Source organism: Neisseria sp. HMSC070F02, assembly GCF_001814225.1.
Classification (GTDB): Bacteria; Pseudomonadota; Gammaproteobacteria; order Burkholderiales; family Neisseriaceae; genus Neisseria; species Neisseria meningitidis.
In genome coordinates, this window is sequence record NZ_KV815463.1 from 1 (window position 1) to 18,834 (window position 18,834).

At 48.4% G+C, this 18,834-nt stretch carries 21 protein-coding genes, 1 other RNA gene and 1 pseudogene; 11 read left to right on the forward strand and 12 right to left on the reverse strand.

The annotated features are described in order from the left end of the window. Positions 1-339 precede the first annotated feature (339 nt). A complete protein-coding gene (locus tag HMPREF2959_RS07595) occupies positions 340-1,797 on the forward strand; it encodes an MFS transporter (RefSeq protein WP_070696613.1) in 1,458 nt (485 codons plus the stop codon). 472 nt (positions 1,798-2,269) lie between these two features. Here HMPREF2959_RS07595 and rnpB read toward each other — a convergent pair. From rnpB to HMPREF2959_RS07615, 3 genes are all read right to left on the reverse strand, one after another. Beyond that, positions 2,270-2,629, reverse strand: an RNA gene (rnpB, locus tag HMPREF2959_RS07605) — RNase P RNA component class A. 78 nt (positions 2,630-2,707) lie between these two features. After that, positions 2,708-3,811, reverse strand: coding sequence for a peptide chain release factor 2 (gene prfB / locus HMPREF2959_RS07610; RefSeq protein WP_002215143.1), 1,104 nt, complete (start codon positions 3,809-3,811; stop codon positions 2,708-2,710). 102 nt (positions 3,812-3,913) lie between these two features. Next, a complete protein-coding gene (locus HMPREF2959_RS07615; RefSeq protein WP_002240877.1) occupies positions 3,914-4,807 on the reverse strand; it encodes a patatin-like phospholipase family protein in 894 nt (297 codons plus the stop codon). A gap of 341 nt (positions 4,808-5,148) precedes the next feature. Between HMPREF2959_RS07615 and HMPREF2959_RS07620 the strand changes: the two genes are divergently transcribed. The 7 genes from HMPREF2959_RS07620 (at position 5,149) to HMPREF2959_RS07650 (ending at position 9,140) form a co-directional block, all read left to right on the forward strand. After that, positions 5,149-5,598 (forward strand): HvfX family Cu-binding RiPP maturation protein, encoded by a 450-nt coding sequence (locus HMPREF2959_RS07620; protein WP_002225738.1) that lies wholly within the window; start codon positions 5,149-5,151, stop codon positions 5,596-5,598. 73 nt (positions 5,599-5,671) lie between these two features. Beyond that, complete coding sequence (locus HMPREF2959_RS07625; RefSeq protein ID WP_002215148.1) at positions 5,672-5,980, forward strand: HvfA family oxazolone/thioamide-modified RiPP metallophore; 309 nt, start codon at positions 5,672-5,674, stop codon at positions 5,978-5,980. 115 nt (positions 5,981-6,095) lie between these two features. Then, positions 6,096-6,938, forward strand: a complete 843-nt coding sequence (locus HMPREF2959_RS07630) for an HvfB family MNIO-type RiPP peptide maturase (RefSeq protein ID WP_002240863.1) — start codon at positions 6,096-6,098, stop codon at positions 6,936-6,938. Continuing rightward, the gene (locus HMPREF2959_RS07635) at positions 6,928-7,674 is read left to right on the forward strand and encodes an HvfC family RiPP maturation protein (protein ID WP_002218251.1); all 747 of its coding nucleotides are present in this window, start codon (positions 6,928-6,930) and stop codon (positions 7,672-7,674) included. The genes HMPREF2959_RS07630 and HMPREF2959_RS07635 overlap by 11 nt, the downstream gene beginning before the upstream one ends. 21 nt (positions 7,675-7,695) lie before the next feature. Then, on the forward strand, positions 7,696-8,283 hold the full coding sequence (locus tag HMPREF2959_RS07640; RefSeq protein ID WP_002215151.1) for a sigma-70 family RNA polymerase sigma factor: 588 nt from the start codon (positions 7,696-7,698) through the stop codon (positions 8,281-8,283). A gap of 5 nt (positions 8,284-8,288) precedes the next feature. Beyond that, positions 8,289-8,468: a zf-HC2 domain-containing protein gene (locus tag HMPREF2959_RS07645; protein ID WP_083314158.1), complete on the forward strand. Its 180-nt coding sequence runs from the start codon at positions 8,289-8,291 to the stop codon at positions 8,466-8,468. 231 nt (positions 8,469-8,699) lie between these two features. Further along, on the forward strand, positions 8,700-9,140 hold the full coding sequence (locus HMPREF2959_RS07650; protein ID WP_003688111.1) for a surface-adhesin E family protein: 441 nt from the start codon (positions 8,700-8,702) through the stop codon (positions 9,138-9,140). Positions 9,141-9,214: 74 nt separating this feature from the next. On the opposite strand, the gene HMPREF2959_RS12205 is transcribed toward HMPREF2959_RS07650, so the two are convergent. The 3 genes from HMPREF2959_RS12205 to purD are packed head-to-tail and all read right to left on the reverse strand — an operon-like array spanning position 9,215 to position 11,680. Further along, positions 9,215-9,745 carry a hypothetical protein gene (locus HMPREF2959_RS12205; RefSeq protein ID WP_371441797.1) on the reverse strand — a complete coding sequence of 177 codons (531 nt, stop codon included), beginning with the start codon at positions 9,743-9,745 and terminating at the stop codon, positions 9,215-9,217. Positions 9,746-9,772: 27 nt separating this feature from the next. After that, positions 9,773-10,375 carry an L-threonylcarbamoyladenylate synthase gene (locus HMPREF2959_RS07660; protein WP_002221739.1) on the reverse strand — a complete coding sequence of 201 codons (603 nt, stop codon included), beginning with the start codon at positions 10,373-10,375 and terminating at the stop codon, positions 9,773-9,775. Positions 10,376-10,408: 33 nt separating this feature from the next. Next, positions 10,409-11,680: a phosphoribosylamine--glycine ligase gene (gene purD / locus HMPREF2959_RS07665; protein ID WP_002223227.1), complete on the reverse strand. Its 1,272-nt coding sequence runs from the start codon at positions 11,678-11,680 to the stop codon at positions 10,409-10,411. A gap of 157 nt (positions 11,681-11,837) precedes the next feature. On the opposite strand from purD, the gene HMPREF2959_RS07670 reads away from it, so the two are divergent. Then, positions 11,838-12,155 carry a DUF4298 domain-containing protein gene (locus HMPREF2959_RS07670; protein WP_002220014.1) on the forward strand — a complete coding sequence of 106 codons (318 nt, stop codon included), beginning with the start codon at positions 11,838-11,840 and terminating at the stop codon, positions 12,153-12,155. 51 nt (positions 12,156-12,206) lie between these two features. On the opposite strand, the gene HMPREF2959_RS07675 is transcribed toward HMPREF2959_RS07670, so the two are convergent. The 5 genes from HMPREF2959_RS07675 to HMPREF2959_RS07695 form a co-directional block, all read right to left on the reverse strand. Continuing rightward, the gene (locus HMPREF2959_RS07675) at positions 12,207-12,818 is read right to left on the reverse strand and encodes an IMPACT family protein (protein WP_002238504.1); all 612 of its coding nucleotides are present in this window, start codon (positions 12,816-12,818) and stop codon (positions 12,207-12,209) included. A 62-nt stretch (positions 12,819-12,880) separates the two neighbouring features. Then, positions 12,881-13,816 carry an electron transfer flavoprotein subunit alpha/FixB family protein gene (locus HMPREF2959_RS07680; RefSeq protein WP_002235308.1) on the reverse strand — a complete coding sequence of 312 codons (936 nt, stop codon included), beginning with the start codon at positions 13,814-13,816 and terminating at the stop codon, positions 12,881-12,883. Positions 13,817-13,826: 10 nt separating this feature from the next. After that, the gene (locus HMPREF2959_RS07685; protein WP_002243695.1) at positions 13,827-14,576 is read right to left on the reverse strand and encodes an electron transfer flavoprotein subunit beta/FixA family protein; all 750 of its coding nucleotides are present in this window, start codon (positions 14,574-14,576) and stop codon (positions 13,827-13,829) included. Positions 14,577-14,802: 226 nt separating this feature from the next. Beyond that, positions 14,803-15,771 (reverse strand): lipopolysaccharide heptosyltransferase I, encoded by a 969-nt coding sequence (gene waaC, locus HMPREF2959_RS07690; protein WP_002243696.1) that lies wholly within the window; start codon positions 15,769-15,771, stop codon positions 14,803-14,805. A gap of 37 nt (positions 15,772-15,808) precedes the next feature. After that, positions 15,809-16,444 (reverse strand): nicotinamidase, encoded by a 636-nt coding sequence (locus HMPREF2959_RS07695; RefSeq protein ID WP_002243697.1) that lies wholly within the window; start codon positions 16,442-16,444, stop codon positions 15,809-15,811. A 113-nt stretch (positions 16,445-16,557) separates the two neighbouring features. Between HMPREF2959_RS07695 and tsaA the strand changes: the two genes are divergently transcribed. Beyond that, on the forward strand, positions 16,558-17,238 hold the full coding sequence (gene tsaA / locus HMPREF2959_RS07700; protein WP_002223230.1) for a tRNA (N6-threonylcarbamoyladenosine(37)-N6)-methyltransferase TrmO: 681 nt from the start codon (positions 16,558-16,560) through the stop codon (positions 17,236-17,238). An 80-nt stretch (positions 17,239-17,318) separates the two neighbouring features. Continuing rightward, positions 17,319-17,426 (forward strand): annotated as a pseudogene (locus tag HMPREF2959_RS12975) (IS5/IS1182 family transposase); the annotation flags it as partial. 69 nt (positions 17,427-17,495) lie between these two features. Here HMPREF2959_RS12975 and gap read toward each other — a convergent pair. Further along, positions 17,496-18,500, reverse strand: coding sequence for a type I glyceraldehyde-3-phosphate dehydrogenase (gene gap, locus HMPREF2959_RS07705; protein ID WP_002236266.1), 1,005 nt, complete (start codon positions 18,498-18,500; stop codon positions 17,496-17,498). Between the last annotated feature and the right edge of the window lie 334 nt (positions 18,501-18,834).

Consider the following 18,834-nt stretch of genomic DNA (forward strand, 5'->3'; position numbering starts at 1 on the left):
GGCGAGGCAACGCCGTACCGGTTTTTGTTAATCCTCTATAATGCGCCCTTCGGCGTGGCGGATATATAAGGAAGTGATTTTCCATCTAAGTAAAAACCGCCCTATCGGATAAGCCCTTAACAGAAAAGGCTTTACCCGCGCCGTATCGGAACACATCCTCTAAAATACAATCCGTTGAATTGAAAAAAATATAAAAACATCCGCCCGCGAAAAACGGCAGCGCGTCGTTTGACAAAGAATGAAAATATCGGTTAAAAACCGATTTTCATACAAAAAACACCGCCGCCGTCCGCATCCGTTTCAGACGGTATTGAGAGAAAATCTTTTAGGAGAACCTTTATGTCCCGGCATCCCGCCCCCACCGGAGAAAAAACATTCTTCGGCCACCCCTTCCAGCTTTCCACCCTCTTCCATATCGAATTGTGGGAACGTTTTTCATTTTACGGAATGCAGGGCATCCTGCTGATTTACCTCTACTACACCGCCGACAAAGGCGGCTTGGGCATAGACAAAACCCTCGCCGGCGGCATTGTCGGCGCATACAGCGGCAGCGTGTACCTGTCCACCATTTTGGGGGCGTGGTTTGCCGACCGAGTATGGGGTGCGGAAAAAACCCTCTTCCTCTCGGGCATCGTCGTGATGCTCGGACACATCGTCCTTGCCGCCGCCCCGGGTCTGTACGGCCTTTTAATCGGGCTGATATTCATCGCATTGGGCAGCGGCGGCGTGAAATCTACGGCCAGTTCTATGGTGGGCGCATTATACGAACAGGACGAAATGCGCCCGCTGCGCGATGCGGGATTTTCCATTTTCTACATCGCCATCAATATCGGCGGCTTCCTAGGCCCGCTGCTGACCGGCCTGCTGCAGGAAAACATCGGTTTCCATTATGGTTTCGGCGCGGCGGCGGTCGGTATGGCATTCGGCTTGTGGCGTTATTCCTTGGGACGTAAAAACCTGCCCCACCCCACCGTCCCCCATCCGCTTTCAAAAGGACAGGGCAAAACTGCGGCCGCCGTCGGCATCACCCTCATCGCCGCACTTGCAACCGCCATCAAAACCGGGCTTGTCAACCTCGACAATTTCTCCGGCATCCTCTTATCTACCGTCATCCTTGCCGTCATCGCCTATTTCGCCCGCCTGCTGACCAACCCCCGCGTCAGTTCCGACAACAAACGGCACATCATCGCCTACATCCCGCTTTTCCTGACCATCTGTATGTTTTGGGCGGTCTGGTTTCAGATTTACACCGTGGCAACCGTCTATTTCGACGAAACCGTCAACCGCACCATCGGTTCGTTTACCGTGCCCGTCGCCTGGAAAGATTCTATGCAAAGCCTGTGGGTCATCCTGTTTTCCGGACTGATGGCGGCAATGTGGACAAAAATGGGGCGCAAACAGCCCAAAACCCCGCTGAAATTCGCTATGGCGGTATTTATTACCGGCGCGTCGTTTTTGGGATTCGTCCCCTTTATTTCCTCCGGTACGCCGATGCCTATTGCGGTTTTCGCACTGATCGTCCTCGCCATCACGATAGGCGAACTGATGATTTCCCCGATTGCGCTGTCCATCTCCACCAAAATCGCACCGCCTTTATTCAAAACCCAAATGGTCGCCCTTAATTTCCTTGCCTTTTCATTAGGCTTCACTTTGGGCGGCGTATTGTTTGAAAAAGGCTATCAGGCGGGCGACGAAATCGGCTTCTATCGGCTGCTGTTCTACATCGGCGCAGCCACAGGCTTCCTGCTGCTCCTGCTCGTCCCCAAATTGAACAAAATGCTCGAAGGCACAGACTAAGTCCCGCCCCGATGCCGTCTGAACCCTTCAGACGGCATTTTTCCGCATAATGAAACCAAACCGTTTCCACCCGACAGGACAGGCTCCCCCCAACCGGAAGGCAGCCTGCCGATTGTCATTTAAATATCTGACTGATTCCGTCTGTTTGCAAGGGAAATAGCCGTTTATTTCCGCTTGGGCGGAAACCGGTTCTATTGAGTAAAAGGCATTTTATCCGACTAAATTAGTGCTGCATCAACGGAATATATAGTGGATTAACAAAAATCAGGACAAGGCGGACGAAGCCGCAGACAGTACAGACAGTACGGAACCGATTCACTTGGTGCTTAGCACCTTTAGAGAATCGTTCTCTTCGAGCTAGGGCGAGGCAACGCCGTACTGGTTTTTGTTAATCCACTATAAAAACACAACCTAAATAAAAATGCCGTCTGAACCATATTTCAGGTTTCAGACGGCATTTGCGTGTCGGATGCACACCGGACAGGCGGTAAGCCGGGTTCTGTCTCGGACAGTCATTCCTCTAGGCATACCGTTACCGGTATGCTCAAGCAACCTACCCGAACGCTCGGCGGGCAGCGTCATTGCGTTCTGTTTGGTCTTGCTCCGAATGGGGTTTGGCCTGCCGCATATTGTTACCAAATGCGCGGTGCGCCCTTACCGCACCTTTTCACCCTTGCCTGTGCTGCCAAAGCAGCCATCGGCGGTTTTGCTTTCTGTTCCACTTTCCGTCGCGTTACCGCGCCCGGCCGTTAACCGGCATTCTACCCTGCGGAGCCCGGACTTTCCTCCCCGTATGCCTTACGCGATACGCGGCGACTGTCTGCCCGTCCCGTGTGCGGCGCGGATTATAACACGAAACGCAAAAATGCCGTCTGAAACGGTACAGGTTTCAGACGGCATACAGCCTAAACTACACGCCCTGTTTCAGGCTGGCTTCGATAAAGCCGTCCAAGTCGCCATCCAATACGGCTTTGGTGTTGCCGACTTCGTAGCCTGTGCGCAAGTCTTTGATACGTGAGGAATCCAAAACATACGAACGGATTTGGCTGCCCCAACCTACATCGGATTTACCTTCTTCCAACGCCTGTTTCTCTTCGTTGCGTTTGCGCATTTCCAATTCATACAGTTTGGATTTCAACATTTCCATCGCGGCCGCTTTGTTGGCGTGTTGCGAACGGTCGTTTTGACATTGCACCACAATCCCCGTCGGCTCGTGGGTAATGCGCACGGCGGAGTCGGTTTTATTGATGTGCTGACCGCCCGCACCCGATGCGCGATAGGTGTCGATGCGCAAATCGGCGGGGTTGATTTCGATTTCGATGGAATCGTCGATTTCAGGGTAAACGAACACGGAGGCAAACGAGGTATGGCGTTTGTTGTTCGAGTCAAACGGTGAATAGCGCACCAAGCGGTGAACGCCGGTTTCGGTACGCAGCAAACCATAAGCGTATTCGCCTTCCACTCGGATAGTCGCACGGTTGATGCCTGCGATTTCGCCGTCGTCTTCTTCGAGGATTTCGATTTTGAAGCCTTTGCGCTCGGCGTAGCGGCTGTACATGCGGAACAGCATACCCGCCCAGTCTTCCGCTTCCGTACCGCCCGCGCCTGCGGTGATGTCGATAAAGCAGTTGTTCGGGTCGGCGGGCTGGTTGAACATCCGTTTGAACTCCAAATCCGCCATCTGTTTTTCCAGCCCCGCCACATCTTCCTGTACGGCGGCAAAACCTTCTTCGTCGTTTTCTTCGACGGTCATTTCAATCAGCATGCGGTTGTCTTCGATGCCCGAAGCGATGTTGTCGAGCGTCAACACGATGCCTTCGAGGATTTTGCGCTCTTTGCCGATTTCTTGGGCGCGTTTCGGGTCGTTCCAAAGTTCGGGGTCTTCGGAAAGACCGATAACTTCTTCCAATCGGTCTTTCTTACCCTGATAATCCATATAAACTCGGATGTCTTCGCTGCGCTTTTCCAAATCATTCAGGGTATTGTTGAGCTGGTTGATTACTTCGGCTTCCATGATTCTTTTGTTCTTTCAAAATTTTAGGGGCGTATTGTACGGGATTCGGGTATTTTTTTCTATGGATAAAGCCTTCTGGAAACACGTTCAGACGGCATAGCGTCAATAACGGTATGCCGCCAGTTTGCGTTTGATTTCAGGCAATGCGGCACGCGCTGCCTCCTCGCCCAACCGAATAGCGCGTTTTTTCTGATCGAAACCGCCGACTGCACCCAAATCCAAAACCTGTGGTTTGATAACCACATCCGCCTGCCCCAACTCATTTTGCAACGCAGAAACGCTCATTACGTTCAGCGTCTGATCGAGATAAGAGAAGAAACCTTGGCTGATGTTTTTGCCCGGACGGGCGGAAATATCGACGGCAATCACGAAATTCGCCCCCTGCCGCCGGGCGGCACTGACGGGCACGGGCTGCGACAGACCGCCGTCAACATATGTATGCCTGCCGATGATAACGGGTTGGAACACATTGGGAATGGCGGCGGAAGCGCGCACAGCCTGCCCGGCATTCCCCTGATTGAAAGCGACGGCCTTGCCGGTTTCAAAATCAGTAGCAACGGCGGCAAATTTGATGGGAAACTGCTGAATCTGCCTGCCGCCGACTTTTCGGTTGATGTAATTTTGCAGCTTTTCGCCTTTGATAAAACCACTGGTGGACAAGGTTAAATCGACCAAATCGGTTTTGCCTAAAATTTCGGCTTCCAATTCGAGGCGGTCGGGCGACATACCCGATGCAAAAAGGCTGCCGACAATCGAACCTGCCGATGTACCGGTAACCACCTTCACAGGAATACCGTTTTCTTTCAAAACCTTAATAATACCTACATGGGCAAATCCTTTAGATGCGCCGCCACCGAGTGCCAAACCGACCACTGCGGCGGGTTTGGCGGTTTGCACCAGCTTGCGGGCAGCATTATTTCCCGCCGTGCCGCAGGCGGCAAGCAACGCGGCGGCGGCGATTGCCAAAAGCGGTCTGATTTTTGAAAACGTTACCATATTTTCCATTCCTTTATATATCGCACCCCGTCAAAAAGAGGGATTGCTTTTCTTAACAACCCCCTTTGACAGCCAAGCAAATGGGGGCTTTGTTAAGTCATCATCAAAATTAATATTTCTTTTTTTCCTTTACGGAAATTATATTTGAAGGCATACTATCCAAGGTGGGAATTATCTCACAACACCGCCGTTATCCAAATATCCCGCCTTTTTCCCTTCCTTTCCATCAAAATACTTTCTTTTTATATTCATTAACTTGTTAAATCATTGGCTGCCGGGTGTCAGTTTTTCCGACAAAATCCGTCTAATGGGGTATCAACAGAACCAAAACAGGAACACTTATGAAAATCGGAACAACTTGGCAGACGGCATCCGCTATGCTGGTTTTGCGTCTGTTTGCCGCATATGAATTTTTGGAATCGGGTTTGCAAAAATGGAACGGGGAGAATTGGTTTTCTGAAATCAACGATCAATTCCCATTCCCGTTCAACTTGCTGCCGGACGCGTTAAACTGGAATCTCGCTATGTATGCGGAGCTTTTACTGCCCGTACTGTTGCTTTTGGGTTTGGCAACGCGTCTGTCGGCATTAGGGCTGATGGTCGTTACCGCCGTCGCTTGGGCTGCGGTTCACGCCGGTTCGGGTTACAATGTCTGCGACAACGGTTATAAAATGGCTTTAATTTATATCGTGGTATTAATCCCGCTGCTTTTCCAGGGTGCGGGCGGATGGTCGCTGGATACGCTGCTGAAAAAACGGTTTTGCCCCCGATGCCGTCTGAAGCAAGATTGATTCAGTCGTGGAATCTGACTTTAAACATTCCAACCTTATCTCGTTAACTTGATATTCTGAAAAGGAAATAGAAATGAACAAAAACATTGCTGCCGCACTCGCCGGTGCTTTATCCCTGTCTTTGGCCGCCGGTGCAGTGGCTGCCAACAAACCGGCAAGCAACGCAACAGGCGTTCATAAATCCGCCCATGGCTCTTGCGGCGCGTCCAAATCTGCCGAAGGTTCGTGCGGCGCGGCTGGTTCTAAAGCAGGCGAAGGCAAATGCGGCGAGGGCAAATGCGGTGCGACCGTAAAAAAAACCCACAAACACACCAAAGCATCTAAAGCCAAGGCCAAATCTGCCGAAGGCAAATGCGGCGAAGGCAAATGCGGTTCTAAATAATCCCACCCCTTCAAACCAAGCCGCGTTTTTCAGTAAAATGCGGCTTTTTTAACGGCAAACAAAGATTTTTTAACAAGCACATCATTCTTTTGTGCCATCCGAACCGGGTAAAAATATGATTCAACACGCAGGCTTGGGCTACCGCCGCGACTTGGCGGAAGACTTTCTCTCGCTTTCCGAAAACAGCCCGATATGCTTTATCGAAGCCGCACCGGAAAACTGGCTGAAAATGGGCGGCTGGGCGCGCAAACAGTTTGACCGTGTGGCGGAACGGCTGCCGCTGGCGTTGCACGGATTGTCTATGTCGCTGGGCGGGCAAGCACCGCTGGATACTGATTTGATAGACGGCATCAAAGAAATGATGCGCCGTTACGATTGCACGTTTTTCTCCGACCATTTGAGCTACTGCCACGACGGCGGTCATCTTTACGATTTGTTGCCGCTGCCCTTCACCGAGGAAATGGTGCATCATACGGCGCGGCGTATCCGTGAAGTGCAAGACCGTTTGGGCTGCCGCATCGCCGTGGAAAACACGTCCTACTATCTGCATTCCCCGCTTGCCGAGATGAACGAGGTCGAGTTCCTCAACGCCGTCGCACGTGAGGCCGATTGCGGCATTCATCTGGATGTGAACAATATCTACGTCAACGCCGTCAATCACGGTCTGCTGTCGCCGGAGGCTTTTTTGAAAAACGTTGACGCAGAGCGCGTGTGCTATATCCATATTGCCGGACATGACGTGGAAACGCCGGAATTGTTGATTGATACACATGGCGCGGCAGTTTTGCCGACTGTTTGGGACTTGCTCGAACTTGCCTATGCCAAGCTGCCGACGATTCCGCCCACCCTGTTGGAACGCGATTTTAATTTCCCGCCTTTTGCCGAACTCGAAGCCGAAGTCGCCAAAATCGCCGATTATCAAACGCGTGCCGGAAAGGAATACCGCCGTGCAGCCTGAAACCTCCGCCCAATACCAGCACCGTTTCGCCCAAGCCATACGCGGGGGCGAAGCCGCAGACGGTCTGCCGCAAGACCGACTGAACGTCTATATCCGCCTGATACGCAACAATATCCACAGCTTTATCGACCGCTGCTATACCGAAACGCGGCAATACTTTGACAGCGAAGAATGGAGCCGTCTGAAAGAAGGTTTCGTCCGCGACGCGCACGCCCAAACGCCCTATTTTCAAGAAATCCCCGGCGAGTTCCTACAATATTGCCAAAGCCTGCCGCTTTTAGACGGCATTTTGGCACTGATGGATTTTGAATATACCCAATTGCTGGCAGAAGTTGCTCAAATTCCGGATATTCCCGACATTCATTATTCAAATGACAGCAAATACACACCTTCCCCTGCGGCCTTTATCCGGCAATATCGATATGATGTTACCGATGATTTGCATGAAGCGGAAACAGCCTTGTTAATATGGCGAAACGCCGAAGATGATGTGATGTACCAAACATTGGACGGCTTCGATATGATGCTGCTAGAAATAATGGGTTCCTCCGCGCTTTCGTTTGACACCCTCGCCCAAACCCTTGTCGAATTTATGCCTGAGGACGATAATTGGAAAAATATTTTGCTTGGGAAATGGTCAGGCTGGACTGAACAAAGGATTATCATCCCCTCCTTGTCCGCCATATCCGAAAATATGGAAGGCAATTCCCCGGGCCAAAACCATCTATCCGCATAAAATTACCTTGTTCCCGATACTATGCCGCTACCCGACCTGACCGATGCCGAATTAATAGAGTCGCGTAAACTGCTTCTGCATTTTGCGCGGCTTCAGTTGCCCGACCACCCTGATTTGGCTGAAGATTTAGTGCAGGAAACATTGCTGTCCGCATACAGCGCAGGCGACAGTTTTCAAGGCAGGGCACTTGTCAACAGCTGGCTTTTTGCCATATTGAAAAACAAAATTATTGACGCATTACGTCAAATCGGAAGGCAGAGGAAAGTCTTTACCACACTGGATGACGAGCTACTGGATGAAGCATTTGAAAGCCATTTTTCCCAAAACGGGCATTGGACGCCGGAAGGGCAGCCGCAACATTGGAACACTCCGGAAAAATCATTAAACAACAACGAATTCCAAAAAATTCTGCAAAGCTGCCTATACAACTTGCCTGAAAACACCGCACGGGTATTTACCCTGAAGGAAATACTCGGTTTTTCATCCGACGAAATACAACAAATGTGCGGTATCAGCACGTCCAACTACCACACCATTATGCACCGCGCCCGAGAATCATTGCGCCAATGCCTGCAAATCAAATGGTTCAACCAAGAAAACCCGAAGTAAACGTTATGAAAAAATGCCGCGATATCGCCCTGCTTCTTTCCAAACATCAGGACCGGGAAACCACCCCGGGCGAGAAGATTTCCATATACACACACCTGCTGTTCTGCCCACATTGCCGAGAATATAAAAGACAGCTTCAAACCATCAAAATATCACTGGCAAAAACAACCAAAACTTCAAAATAAATGCCGTCTGAAAAGGCTTCAGACGGCATAAGCTGACGGAAAAAAATCAAACCGATTTACTGTTATCGGCAGTTCATCCATAATACACGCTTCAAAAGCAGCATATTCCTCCATACGGAATATATAAATACGCAAAACACGAAGGCTGCATCAATTTGCTTTATTTGCCTTATTTCACAGACGGCGCTACCCCTCCCGCCCAACCCGTTCTTTCTGAATGAGCAGATTTCAATGATTAAGGAAACCCTAATGCGCCCAATCTTCCTATCTTTCGTTTTACTCCCTATTTTGATAACCGCCTGCAGCACACCGGACAAGTCTGCCCGATGGGAAAATATCGGCACAATCTCAAACGGCAATATTCATACATATATCAATAAAGACAGCGTGAGAAAAAACGGAAATCTGATGATTTTCCAAGATAAAAAAGTTGTTACCAATCTAAAACAAGAACGTTTTGCCAACACCCCCGCATACAAGACTGCCATTGCCGAGTGGGAAATCCACTGCAACAACAAAACATACCGCTTAAGTTCGCTACAGTTGTTTGATACAAAAAACACGGAAATTTCCACACAAAACTACACAGCCTCTTCCCTCCGCCCGATGAGCATCCTGTCCGGGACATTAACCGAAAAACAATATGAAACCGTATGCGGAAAAAAACTCTGATTGCAACTTATACACAAACCTACCCACAAACCTTGTCATAAAAATGCCGTCTGAAATACTGAAATATCAGCATTTCAGACGGCATTTTGCCATTCCCTGAAAATTATCCACAAAGTTATCCACATTATTTTTAAAACCGGCTTCCATCCGAAATATAGTGGATTAACAAAAATCAGGACAAGGCGAACGAAGCCGCAGACAGTACAGATAGTACGGCAAGGCGAGGTAACGCCGTACTGGTTTAAATTTAATCCACTATACAAATACAGAAACTCAAGAAAATAACCTTGTGTATTGACCATCTCAAGCAATTCAGAAAAATCAAGAAATTTTCTGACCGTAAACAAACGTTTCCCTAAAAAAACGATGTCTTCAAAAATATCGAACAAATAATCATCTTCGGCGTTTTCATTTTTATGGGTTAAAACAACACGGGAAAAATCTGTTTTCAGATGCTTGCCCGCTTGATTGTTCGGATTATTGTCCGGAACGACAAAACCGTCCTCAAAATTAAAGCAGACGTTGCGTCCTTCTACCTTTATCTCTGTGCAATAACAATCATGTAGAGAAATGCTATCCGAAAAATTTTTTCTTTGTGTATGCAAAAAAAGTTTTCATTCAAGTACCCATATCTAACGCAAACGTTTACCTGTTTCCCCGTCAATAATCTGACTCGGCGATTTCTGCCTGCCGATTCTCCCACCAACAATCCACACATCGCGTCCGAATTGCCTTCTGACTTCCCTCTCCGTCCGACACGCGCGTTTGCCTGCGCGGTTGCACGAAGTCGAGACCAAAGGCGTTTGCAAAGCCTGACACAAGCGGCGCGCACCTACATGGGCGGGAACCCTGACCGCCAACTTGCTGCGCTGTTTCCCGCGTAACTCGGGTAAGACACAGGATTTGGCGGATAATAGGAACGTTTTAGGGGCGGGCCATTCTTTTCTAAGCATATCCTGAAGATTTTCAGACGGCATTTGAAGTAAAGGCTGCAATTGCTCAAATTGATTCCCGATGACAATCATACCCTTGTGTTGCGGTCTTTTTTTCAAATGCGCCAACTTACCGAGTGCTTTGGCTAATGTCGGAAGACACCCCAAGCCATAACAAGATTCGGTCGGATAAGCGACCAAACCGCCTTTTTTCAAATAAACGCTTAACTTACGTTGCGCTGATGCTGCGATAATTCTCGGAAATAACATAATATAAAATACCGTCTGAAGCACATCAGTCATACTTGGCTTCAGACGGCATCATCCTCTTTCTAATTAACGGTTAATCGCTTTATCGGCAATGTCTTTACGGTATTGCATCCCGTCGAAACTGATTTTTTCCAACGCGCCATATGCCTTAGCTTTCGCTTGCGCCACATTATCGCCCAATCCCACAACACACAATACGCGTCCGCCGTTGGTCAATACGTCACCTTTCTCGTTTGCCGTTGTACCTGCATGGAAAACTTTGCCTACTTGGTTGGCAGCATCCAGACCGGAAATAACATCGCCTTTTTTGGGCGTTTCGGGGTAATTTTGCGCCGCCAGTACCACGCCCACGGCAGTTTGCGGGCTCCATTCCGCGGTTACGCTATCGAGTTTGCCGTCTATTGCCGCTTCAACCAAATCCGATAAGTCGCTGTTCAGTCGGCTCATAATCGGCTGGGTTTCAGGATCGCCGAAACGGCAGTTAAACTCAATCGTATGGGGTGCACCGCTTTGATCAATCATCAAACCTGCGTACAGGAAACCGGTGAACTCATGCCCCTCCGCTTTCATCCCTGCTACGGTCGGCAAAATAATTTCATTCATCGCGCGTTCGTACACAACAGGCGTTACCACAGGCGCAGGGCTGTACGCACCCATACCGCCCGTATTCAGACCTTTGTCGCCGTCTAAAAGACGCTTGTGGTCTTGGCTGGTTGCCATAGGCAGTACATTATTGCCATCAACCATGACGATAAAACTCGCTTCTTCGCCTTGCAGGAAATCTTCAATCACAATACGCGCGCCGGCATTGCCCATTTTGTTGTCCAGCAGCATATCATCAATCGCAGCATGCGCTTCATCCAAAGTCATCGCCACAATCACGCCTTTACCTGCCGCCAAACCATCGGCTTTGATAACGATAGGCGCACCTTTCTGATTGACGTAATCATGTGCGGCATCGGCGTTTTCAAAGGTTTGATATTGCGCGGTCGGAATATTGTATTTCGCCATAAATGCTTTGGCGAAATCTTTGGAACTTTCCAACTGCGCCGCATATTGTGTCGGACCGAATATTTTTAGTCCTGCAGCACGGAAATCATCCACAACACCTGCCGCCAAAGGCGCTTCAGGGCCGACGACGGTAAAAACAATATTTTCTTTACGACAGAATTCAATCAAATCCTGATGCGCAGTCAAGTCGATGTTTTGCAGCTTGGGTTCAATCGCTGTACCGGCATTACCAGACGCAACAAATACTGTTTCCACTTTAGGCGACTGCGCCAATTTCCAAGCCAGCGCGTGTTCGCGACCGCCATTACCGATAACCAGCAGTTTCATGCCATCTCCTTGACAAATATGTACTTTTAACGAAAACTCGATACAAAGGGACTTTTATCCCATCTGAAGAAATTTTAGTAGAATCAAACAAAAGACCGCTTCATTCCACTCTGCAACCTATTCAACTTATTCATAAATTAAAAAAGGACAAGCAACCATGCAAAAACGTATTGATGAAATCCAAAGCAAATACCGCGAATGGTGTCATTTACTACCGCAATTGGAAGAAGACATCCGCCGTTGGAAACATGCCGTCGCTTTGATTCGCGATATGGACAATTTTTATACCCACGAATATCAGGCTTGTCATCGGGCTATTGAAGATGGAGCGGAGGTGGATTTGCGCACAGAAGGCGAATACAGCATTATGAGTGAAGATGCACTATGGAACGCGCTGGGCGAATTCCATCAACTGGCTTGGTTATATTTGCGCTCCAGCGTCGATGCCTTAGACAAATATACACAAGAAGATTAGTCAGCGAAGAGGTCGTCTGAAATACCATCACAAAGCATTTCAGACGACCTTTCATTCAAAAGGCTTTTCCGTATTTACTTCAATCTGCCGTGTACTCTTCCAAGCCGCAACACAGGCCTCATAATTTACCAACGACAAACTGACCGTCAATCGGCAATCCAACTGCAAATCCCGCTCCAATACATCCGCCTGATATTGTTTAGCAATGCGTATCGCTTCATTCAAAAACGGATATTCACATTTCAGCCAAACAGTTTTTTCAATATTCTTTTCAACTACTTCTGCAACTGCCAACGCTTGAGCCGTCGCCTCTTTGTACGCATGTATCAGACCTGGAACACCTAACAAAGTACCACCGAAATAGCGGACGACCACGACCAAAACGTCGGTAATACCCACCGAATCAATCTGTCCCAAAATTGGTCGTCCAGCACTTCCTGATGGCTCTCCATCATCGTTGGCACGAAATTGCACACCATCCACACCCAAACGATAGGCATAGCACCAGTGTCGTGCTTTATGATGCTCTTCCTTTAACGGATCGAGGTATTTTTTCACATCAGCCAATGTCCGAATCGGATAGGCAAATGCAATAAAACGGCTGCCTTTATCTTTAAACTCAGCCTGCGTCGAGGAAGTAATGGTTTTATAAGTCGTAATCATGCTGAAATGTTTTCAGACGACCTCATTAATAACAAGGTCGTCTGAACGTTTCACGTGAAACATTAATTTTTCAATACTTCTGTTAATTGTGGAACGATTTCAAATAAATCGCCAACCAATCCGTAATCGGCTACATTGAAAATCGGCGCATCAGCATCTTTATTGATTGCAACAATCACCTTACTGTCTTGCATACCGGCAACGTGTTGAATCGCACCTGAAATACCGATTGCAAAATAGAGTTGCGGCGCAACTACTTTACCGGTTTGTCCGACTTGAGCATCGTTTGGCGCATATTCGGCATCAACTGCTGCACGGGATGCACCGATTGCCGCACCTAAAACATCCGCCAACGGTGTCAGCACTTCATTGAATTTTTCCGCACTACCCAACGCACGACCACCGGAAACAATCACTTTTGCCTGAGTCAGTTCAGGACGATCGGAATGGGAAAGCTGACGGTTAACAAAACGACTCAGGTTTTGGGCAGGGGTTGCTTCAACATTAATTACCTCAGCATTACCACCTTGCGCCGCCACTGCGTCAAAAACCGTCGCACGGAAGGTCAGCACCAATTTTTCTGAATCAGCTTGCACGGTTTCAAATGCATTACCCGCATAAATGGGGCGCACAAAAGTCGTGTTATCCACAATTTCGGTCAAATCAGAAATTTGCGGTACGTCTAATAAGGCTGCTACGCGAGGCAAAAGGTTTTTACCGAATGTAGTTGCCGTTGCTGCAACATAGCAGTAATCCGCTGCCAATTTAACAACCAGCGGAGCCAACTCTTCAGCCAAACCTTCGGCATAATGGGCAGCATCTGCAACCAAAACTTTTTCCACACCCGCCACTTGTTTTGCGAACTCTACTACAGCAGATGCACCGCTTCCGGCAACCAATAAATCGATTTTACCCAGCTTAGCGGCAGCGGTAACAGCATGCAAAGTGGTAGGATTCAACTGTTTGTTGTCGTGTTCGACAATAATCAATACACTCATTTCAGCCTCCTCAAATCACTTTGGCTTCGTTTTTCAATTTTTCAACCAATTCGGCAACGCTTGCTACTTTTACGCCTGCCTGACGCGCCTTAGGTTCGGCAAATTTCACCGTTTTCAAACGAGGTGAAATGTCGGCAACCAAATCGTCAGGAGTCAGTTTTTCCAAAGGTTTTTTCTTTGCCGCCATAATATTGGGGAGTTTGACAAAGCGCGGCTCGTTCAAACGCAAATCCGCGCTGATAACAGCAGGCAGTTTCAATGCGATGGTTTCTTCGCCGCCATCGATTTCCCGCACAATCTGCACTTCGTCGCCTTCAATTTGTACTTTGGACGCAAACGTACCTTGCGCCGCATTCAGCAAAGCAGCCAGCATTTGCGCCACTTGGTTGGCATCGTCATCAATCGCCTGTTTGCCCAAAAAGAAAATCTGCGGATTTTCTTTGTCCGCAACGGCTTTCAGCAACTTGGCAACTGCCAGCGGCTCCAATTTCGCATCGGTTTCAACATGAATTGCACGGTCGGCACCCATCGCCAAAGCTGTACGCAACGTTTCTTCGCATTTCTTTTCGCCCAAAGAAACCGCTACGATCTCGCTTACTTTTCCAGCTTCTTTCAAACGGACGGCTTCTTCCACAGCGATTTCGTCAAACGGATTCATCGACATTTTGACATTGCCGATATCCACATCCGAACCATCGGCTTTTACACGAACTTTGACGTTGTAGTCCACTACGCGCTTTACTGCGACCAGTGCTTTCATTGAACCCTCCTAAAAAGAACGCTGCTTTCACCATCCAGCGAAACCAAACCTTCTTCCCTATAAAACCAAATCCGTTTTCCTTAAAAACGAATTCATTCAAAAATCTTTCGGATAATGCTTGCCGATTATACCATTTTTAAAGCATTTACTCAGACTAGCGGATACACATTCCTGTATCTAATAAATTGGAAAATATCATGCCGCCATATCAGTTTTAGACGACCCTTTAGCCTTTATCTGCTGCAACACAATCCATCAGCGCTTGATAAACCAAATCTGCGATCGGAATCTGCCCGATATTGCCCAAATTTTTTGCAATTGGCGAAACCTGAACGCCTGTTTTAATCGGATCGGTATCGGTATAAATGCCGACCACAGGTTTTTCCAAGGCATTTGCCAAATGCAGCAAACCGGTATCCACGCCGACAATTCCGACCGCGTATTTCAGCAGATACGCTGCCTGCAATAAATTTATTTTGTCGCACACAATAGCAAACGGCAGTCCGTCTGCAATTTGTTTGGCACGCGTTTTTTCATCTTCATTTCCCCAAGGCAGGTAAATATTGCATTGCTGTTCTTCATTCAACTTTTGCAGCAACGATCGCCAGTTTTCCACAGGCCATAACTTACTGTCCCGGCTGGTCGCATGCAAAGCCGCATAATACGGCTGCGCTAAATTTTTCAGACGGCCTGCTTCAGGAACAGTCAAGCCAAATACCTGCGTTTCCGGCATCGCATACCCAAATACTTGGGCAAACAGTTCACGATTGCGCCAAACAGCATTTTTCCCTTTCGGTACAGCGTATGTTTTCGCATACGCCAGCGCAGCCAGTCCCTCGCGCGCGCTATTTTTATCCAAACCATAAATAGGGGATTTCGCCATTTTAGCGAAACACGCGCTTTTAATCAGACCTTGACTGTCCAATACAAAATTAAATGCTTCCTGCCGCAAAGTCTGTTTCAGATGACCCATTTCCCGCCAAGTTTCAGCCTGAAAGAGATGTTTGCGCCATTGCCGCCATTTCATCACATGGATTTTTTTCACAAACGGATGCAGGCGCGCAATATCTGTAAATCCAGCTTCACACAGCCAATGGAGTTCTACACCAGGGCATTGTCGCGCCAAATCCTCAATTGCGGGCAAAGTGTGAATTAAATCGCCCATACTAGACAAACGGACAAGCAAAATTTTCATATTTTAAGAAGTATGTTTCACGTGAAACAATTTTAACTTATTGATTATTAATGTGTTTTTTAATTTCTTCGGCGTTTTTTAAGATGACAGCACCGGCAGAACGCATTTCCTGCCATGCCGTTTCGATGGTATCCGGCGCAATACCCCGACAAGCCGCTTCATTGACGATAACCTGCCAATTACCACCTTTAAGCAACTGCAAAACCGTTGTTTTCACACAATAATCCGTAGCCAAGCCGCCGACAATGACCGTATCCGTATTTTGACAACGCAGCCATTCAATCAGCCCTGTGCTCAGTTTTTCCTCAATATCGTGAAAACACGCGCCGTAAGGATGCAATTCAGGATCAACACCTTTCCAAACGCAATAATCGTATTCTTTGGCAGAAGGCAGTCCGTCCAATAATTCATAGCCGCGCGTACCGACCATCGCATGAGCCACCCAAGTCAAATCCGCATCAGGCAAACCTGTCGGCTTCAACATATCAACAGGGTTATCCACAAGCCATTTCGCTACCATATGATGCGCATCTTTCGTCATCACGCGCAAATCCGCCAAAGCGGCTTGAGCATTCAACTCCTCGACAATCAAATGCCCCTCGTTCACGGGCAGTTCGTCAGGACACAGTGGCGTAAACGTTTTTTGTGCATCAACATCAATGGAAACAATCATCTCATTATTTCAACGCGATTAAAATGCCCTGTATTATAACAAATTACTGCCCAAAAGCGGTAAAACCGATTGTGATAAGATAAGGTTTTTCCAAAAAACTTACCCACAACCTTATGACTTATACCATTACCCCCATCGGCACCGCCCGCTCGCCCTACAAACAGAAATTCGGCATCGCCCGCCAGCCCGGTTTGGTCTCCGCCGCAAAAGCCTGCATCGAGCTGAATCCCAAATTCACCGCAGACAGCGTGCGCGGGCTGGAAGATTTCGATTATGTGTGGATAAGTTTTATTTTTCACGGCGTATTGGATGAAGGCTGGGCGCAAATGGTGCGCCCGCCACGGCTCGGCGGCAAACAAAAAATGGGCGTGTTCGCCACGCGCAGCCCCCACCGCCCCAACCATCTCGGACTCTCGCTCCTGAAACTCGAACGCATCGAAACCGGCAAACCCGTCCGCCTCTATTGCAGCGGCGCAGACCTGCTGGACGGCACACCGATTGTGGACATCAAACCTTATATCCCCTTTGTCGAATCCAAACCCGATGCCGCATCCGGTTTCGTCAGCGGCAAACCCGTAGAGTTGGAAGTCGTTTGGCAGGAAAACATCGGCGCGGAAAATTTATCTGCAAACACCAAAAACCTTATCAGCCAAAGCATTGCCCAAGATCCGCGCCCCGCCTATCAGAATATTCCCGAACGGATTTATGTGATGAATATTGCAGATTACGAAGTCAGATTTCAAATCGAGGAAAACCGTGCAACCGTTATTGATCTTTCCCCAACCCCGCTTTAAATCGGGCAAAAATCCGGTTTTGCCGCATAGCAGTTGAACAAACGGCTGTTGTTTGTTCACCATAAGCCGCAATATCAAGTTATAGCGGATTAAATTTAAATCAGGACAAGGCAACGAAGCCGCAGACAGTACAAATAGTACGGCAAGGCGAGGTAACGCCGTACTGGTTTAAATTTAATCCACTATACAGATAAACAATGCCGTCTGAACGCAATGTGTTCAGACGGCATTTACTTATCCACAGGTTTGTTCAAGCCTTAGATTTTGCCTGCGAAGTATTCCAAAGTGCGGACGAGTTGGCAGGTGTAGGACATTTCGTTGTCGTACCAGGCAACGGTTTTCACCAGTTGTTTACCGCCCACGGTCATCACGCGGGTTTGGGTCGCATCGAAGAGCGAACCGTATTCGATGCCGACAACGTCGGAAGAAACAATTTGATCTTCGTTGTAGCCGTAAGATTCGCTGGCGGCGGCTTTCATCGCGGCGTTGATTTCTTCTTTGGTTACAGGGCGTTCGAGGACGGAAACCAATTCGGTCAGCGAGCCGGTGGCAACAGGGACGCGTTGGGCGGAGCCGTCGAGTTTGCCGTTCAATTCGGGGATAACCAGACCGATGGCCTTGGCGGCACCGGTGCTGTTGGGCACGATGTTGAGCGCGGCGGCTCGGGCGCGGCGCAAATCGCCTTTGCGGTGCGGCGCGTCAAGGGTGTTTTGGTCGCCGGTGTAGGCGTGGATGGTGGTCATCAGACCTTCGACTACGCCGAACTCTTTTTGCAGGACTGCCGCCATCGGGGCAAGGCAGTTGGTGGTGCAGGAAGCGGCGGAGATAACGGTTTCGCTGCCGTCCAAAATGTCTTGGTTTACGCCATATACGACGGTTTTCACATCATTGCCGCCGGGTGCGGAAATCACGACTTTGCGCGCGCCGGCCCTGATGTGTGCTTCGGCTTTGGTTTTATTGGTAAAGAAGCCGGTACATTCGAGGACGACATCCACACCCAACTCGCCCCAAGGCAATTCTTCGGGATTCGGATTGGCGAAAACTTTGATTTCTTTGCCGTTTACCACGATGGCATCGTCTTTTAATTCGGCAGTACCTTGGAAACGGCCTTGCGTGCTGTCGTATTTGAAAAGGTGCAGCAGCATTTCGGCAGGGGTCAGGTCGTTGACAGCGACGACTTCGATGCCGTGGGCTTTTTCAATTTGACGCAATGCGAGGCGGCCGATGCGGCCGAAACCGTTAATCGCTACTTTAATGCTCATGTATATACTCCAAGCTGTGAAACGAAATTTCAATATCTGTATTGTATTCTGAAATAAAGTTACATTCCACTATTACATCTAACTACTTGATGCTTATTTGATATAGATGAATTTTACTGTTTGCACAGATTTCCAAAACTTTTACCATCAATATTTGAATTTAAAATTTTAATGATGATTTTGATGATTGCGGATCTGCTTGTGTATAAGTTGCAAATATCCAATATTTTCATTACCTTTTCGTCAAATAAGTTTGAGTTTAAGGCTTGCCGTATAGGACAGATAAACGTGGATGTTTTTTGACTTAATAATATCTCCGTGGATAACTTTGCTG

Coding starts and splice junctions, on each gene's coding strand:
- HMPREF2959_RS07615 (WP_002240877.1), bottom strand. CDS start 4,807: ATGGTAACGTTTTCAAAAATCAGACCGCTTTTGGCAATCGCCGCCGCC.
- HMPREF2959_RS07640 (WP_002215151.1), top strand. CDS start 7,696: ATGCCGCTACCCGACCTGACCGATGCCGAATTAATAGAGTCGCGTAAA.
- HMPREF2959_RS07695 (WP_002243697.1), bottom strand. CDS start 16,444: ATGATTGTTTCCATTGATGTTGATGCACAAAAAACGTTTACGCCACTG.
- HMPREF2959_RS07645 (WP_083314158.1), top strand. CDS start 8,289: ATGAAAAAATGCCGCGATATCGCCCTGCTTCTTTCCAAACATCAGGAC.
- waaC (WP_002243696.1), bottom strand. CDS start 15,771: ATGAAAATTTTGCTTGTCCGTTTGTCTAGTATGGGCGATTTAATTCAC.
- HMPREF2959_RS07595 (WP_070696613.1), top strand. CDS start 340: ATGTCCCGGCATCCCGCCCCCACCGGAGAAAAAACATTCTTCGGCCAC.
- tsaA (WP_002223230.1), top strand. CDS start 16,558: ATGACTTATACCATTACCCCCATCGGCACCGCCCGCTCGCCCTACAAA.
- HMPREF2959_RS07650 (WP_003688111.1), top strand. CDS start 8,700: ATGATTAAGGAAACCCTAATGCGCCCAATCTTCCTATCTTTCGTTTTA.
- HMPREF2959_RS07685 (WP_002243695.1), bottom strand. CDS start 14,576: ATGAAAGCACTGGTCGCAGTAAAGCGCGTAGTGGACTACAACGTCAAA.
- purD (WP_002223227.1), bottom strand. CDS start 11,680: ATGAAACTGCTGGTTATCGGTAATGGCGGTCGCGAACACGCGCTGGCT.
- HMPREF2959_RS07660 (WP_002221739.1), bottom strand. CDS start 10,375: ATGACTGATGTGCTTCAGACGGTATTTTATATTATGTTATTTCCGAGA.
- HMPREF2959_RS07680 (WP_002235308.1), bottom strand. CDS start 13,816: ATGAGTGTATTGATTATTGTCGAACACGACAACAAACAGTTGAATCCT.
- gap (WP_002236266.1), bottom strand. CDS start 18,500: ATGAGCATTAAAGTAGCGATTAACGGTTTCGGCCGCATCGGCCGCCTC.
- HMPREF2959_RS07620 (WP_002225738.1), top strand. CDS start 5,149: ATGAAAATCGGAACAACTTGGCAGACGGCATCCGCTATGCTGGTTTTG.
- HMPREF2959_RS07670 (WP_002220014.1), top strand. CDS start 11,838: ATGCAAAAACGTATTGATGAAATCCAAAGCAAATACCGCGAATGGTGT.
- HMPREF2959_RS07675 (WP_002238504.1), bottom strand. CDS start 12,818: ATGATTACGACTTATAAAACCATTACTTCCTCGACGCAGGCTGAGTTT.
- HMPREF2959_RS07630 (WP_002240863.1), top strand. CDS start 6,096: ATGATTCAACACGCAGGCTTGGGCTACCGCCGCGACTTGGCGGAAGAC.
- prfB (WP_002215143.1), bottom strand. CDS start 3,811: ATGGAAGCCGAAGTAATCAACCAGCTCAACAATACCCTGAATGATTTG.
- HMPREF2959_RS07625 (WP_002215148.1), top strand. CDS start 5,672: ATGAACAAAAACATTGCTGCCGCACTCGCCGGTGCTTTATCCCTGTCT.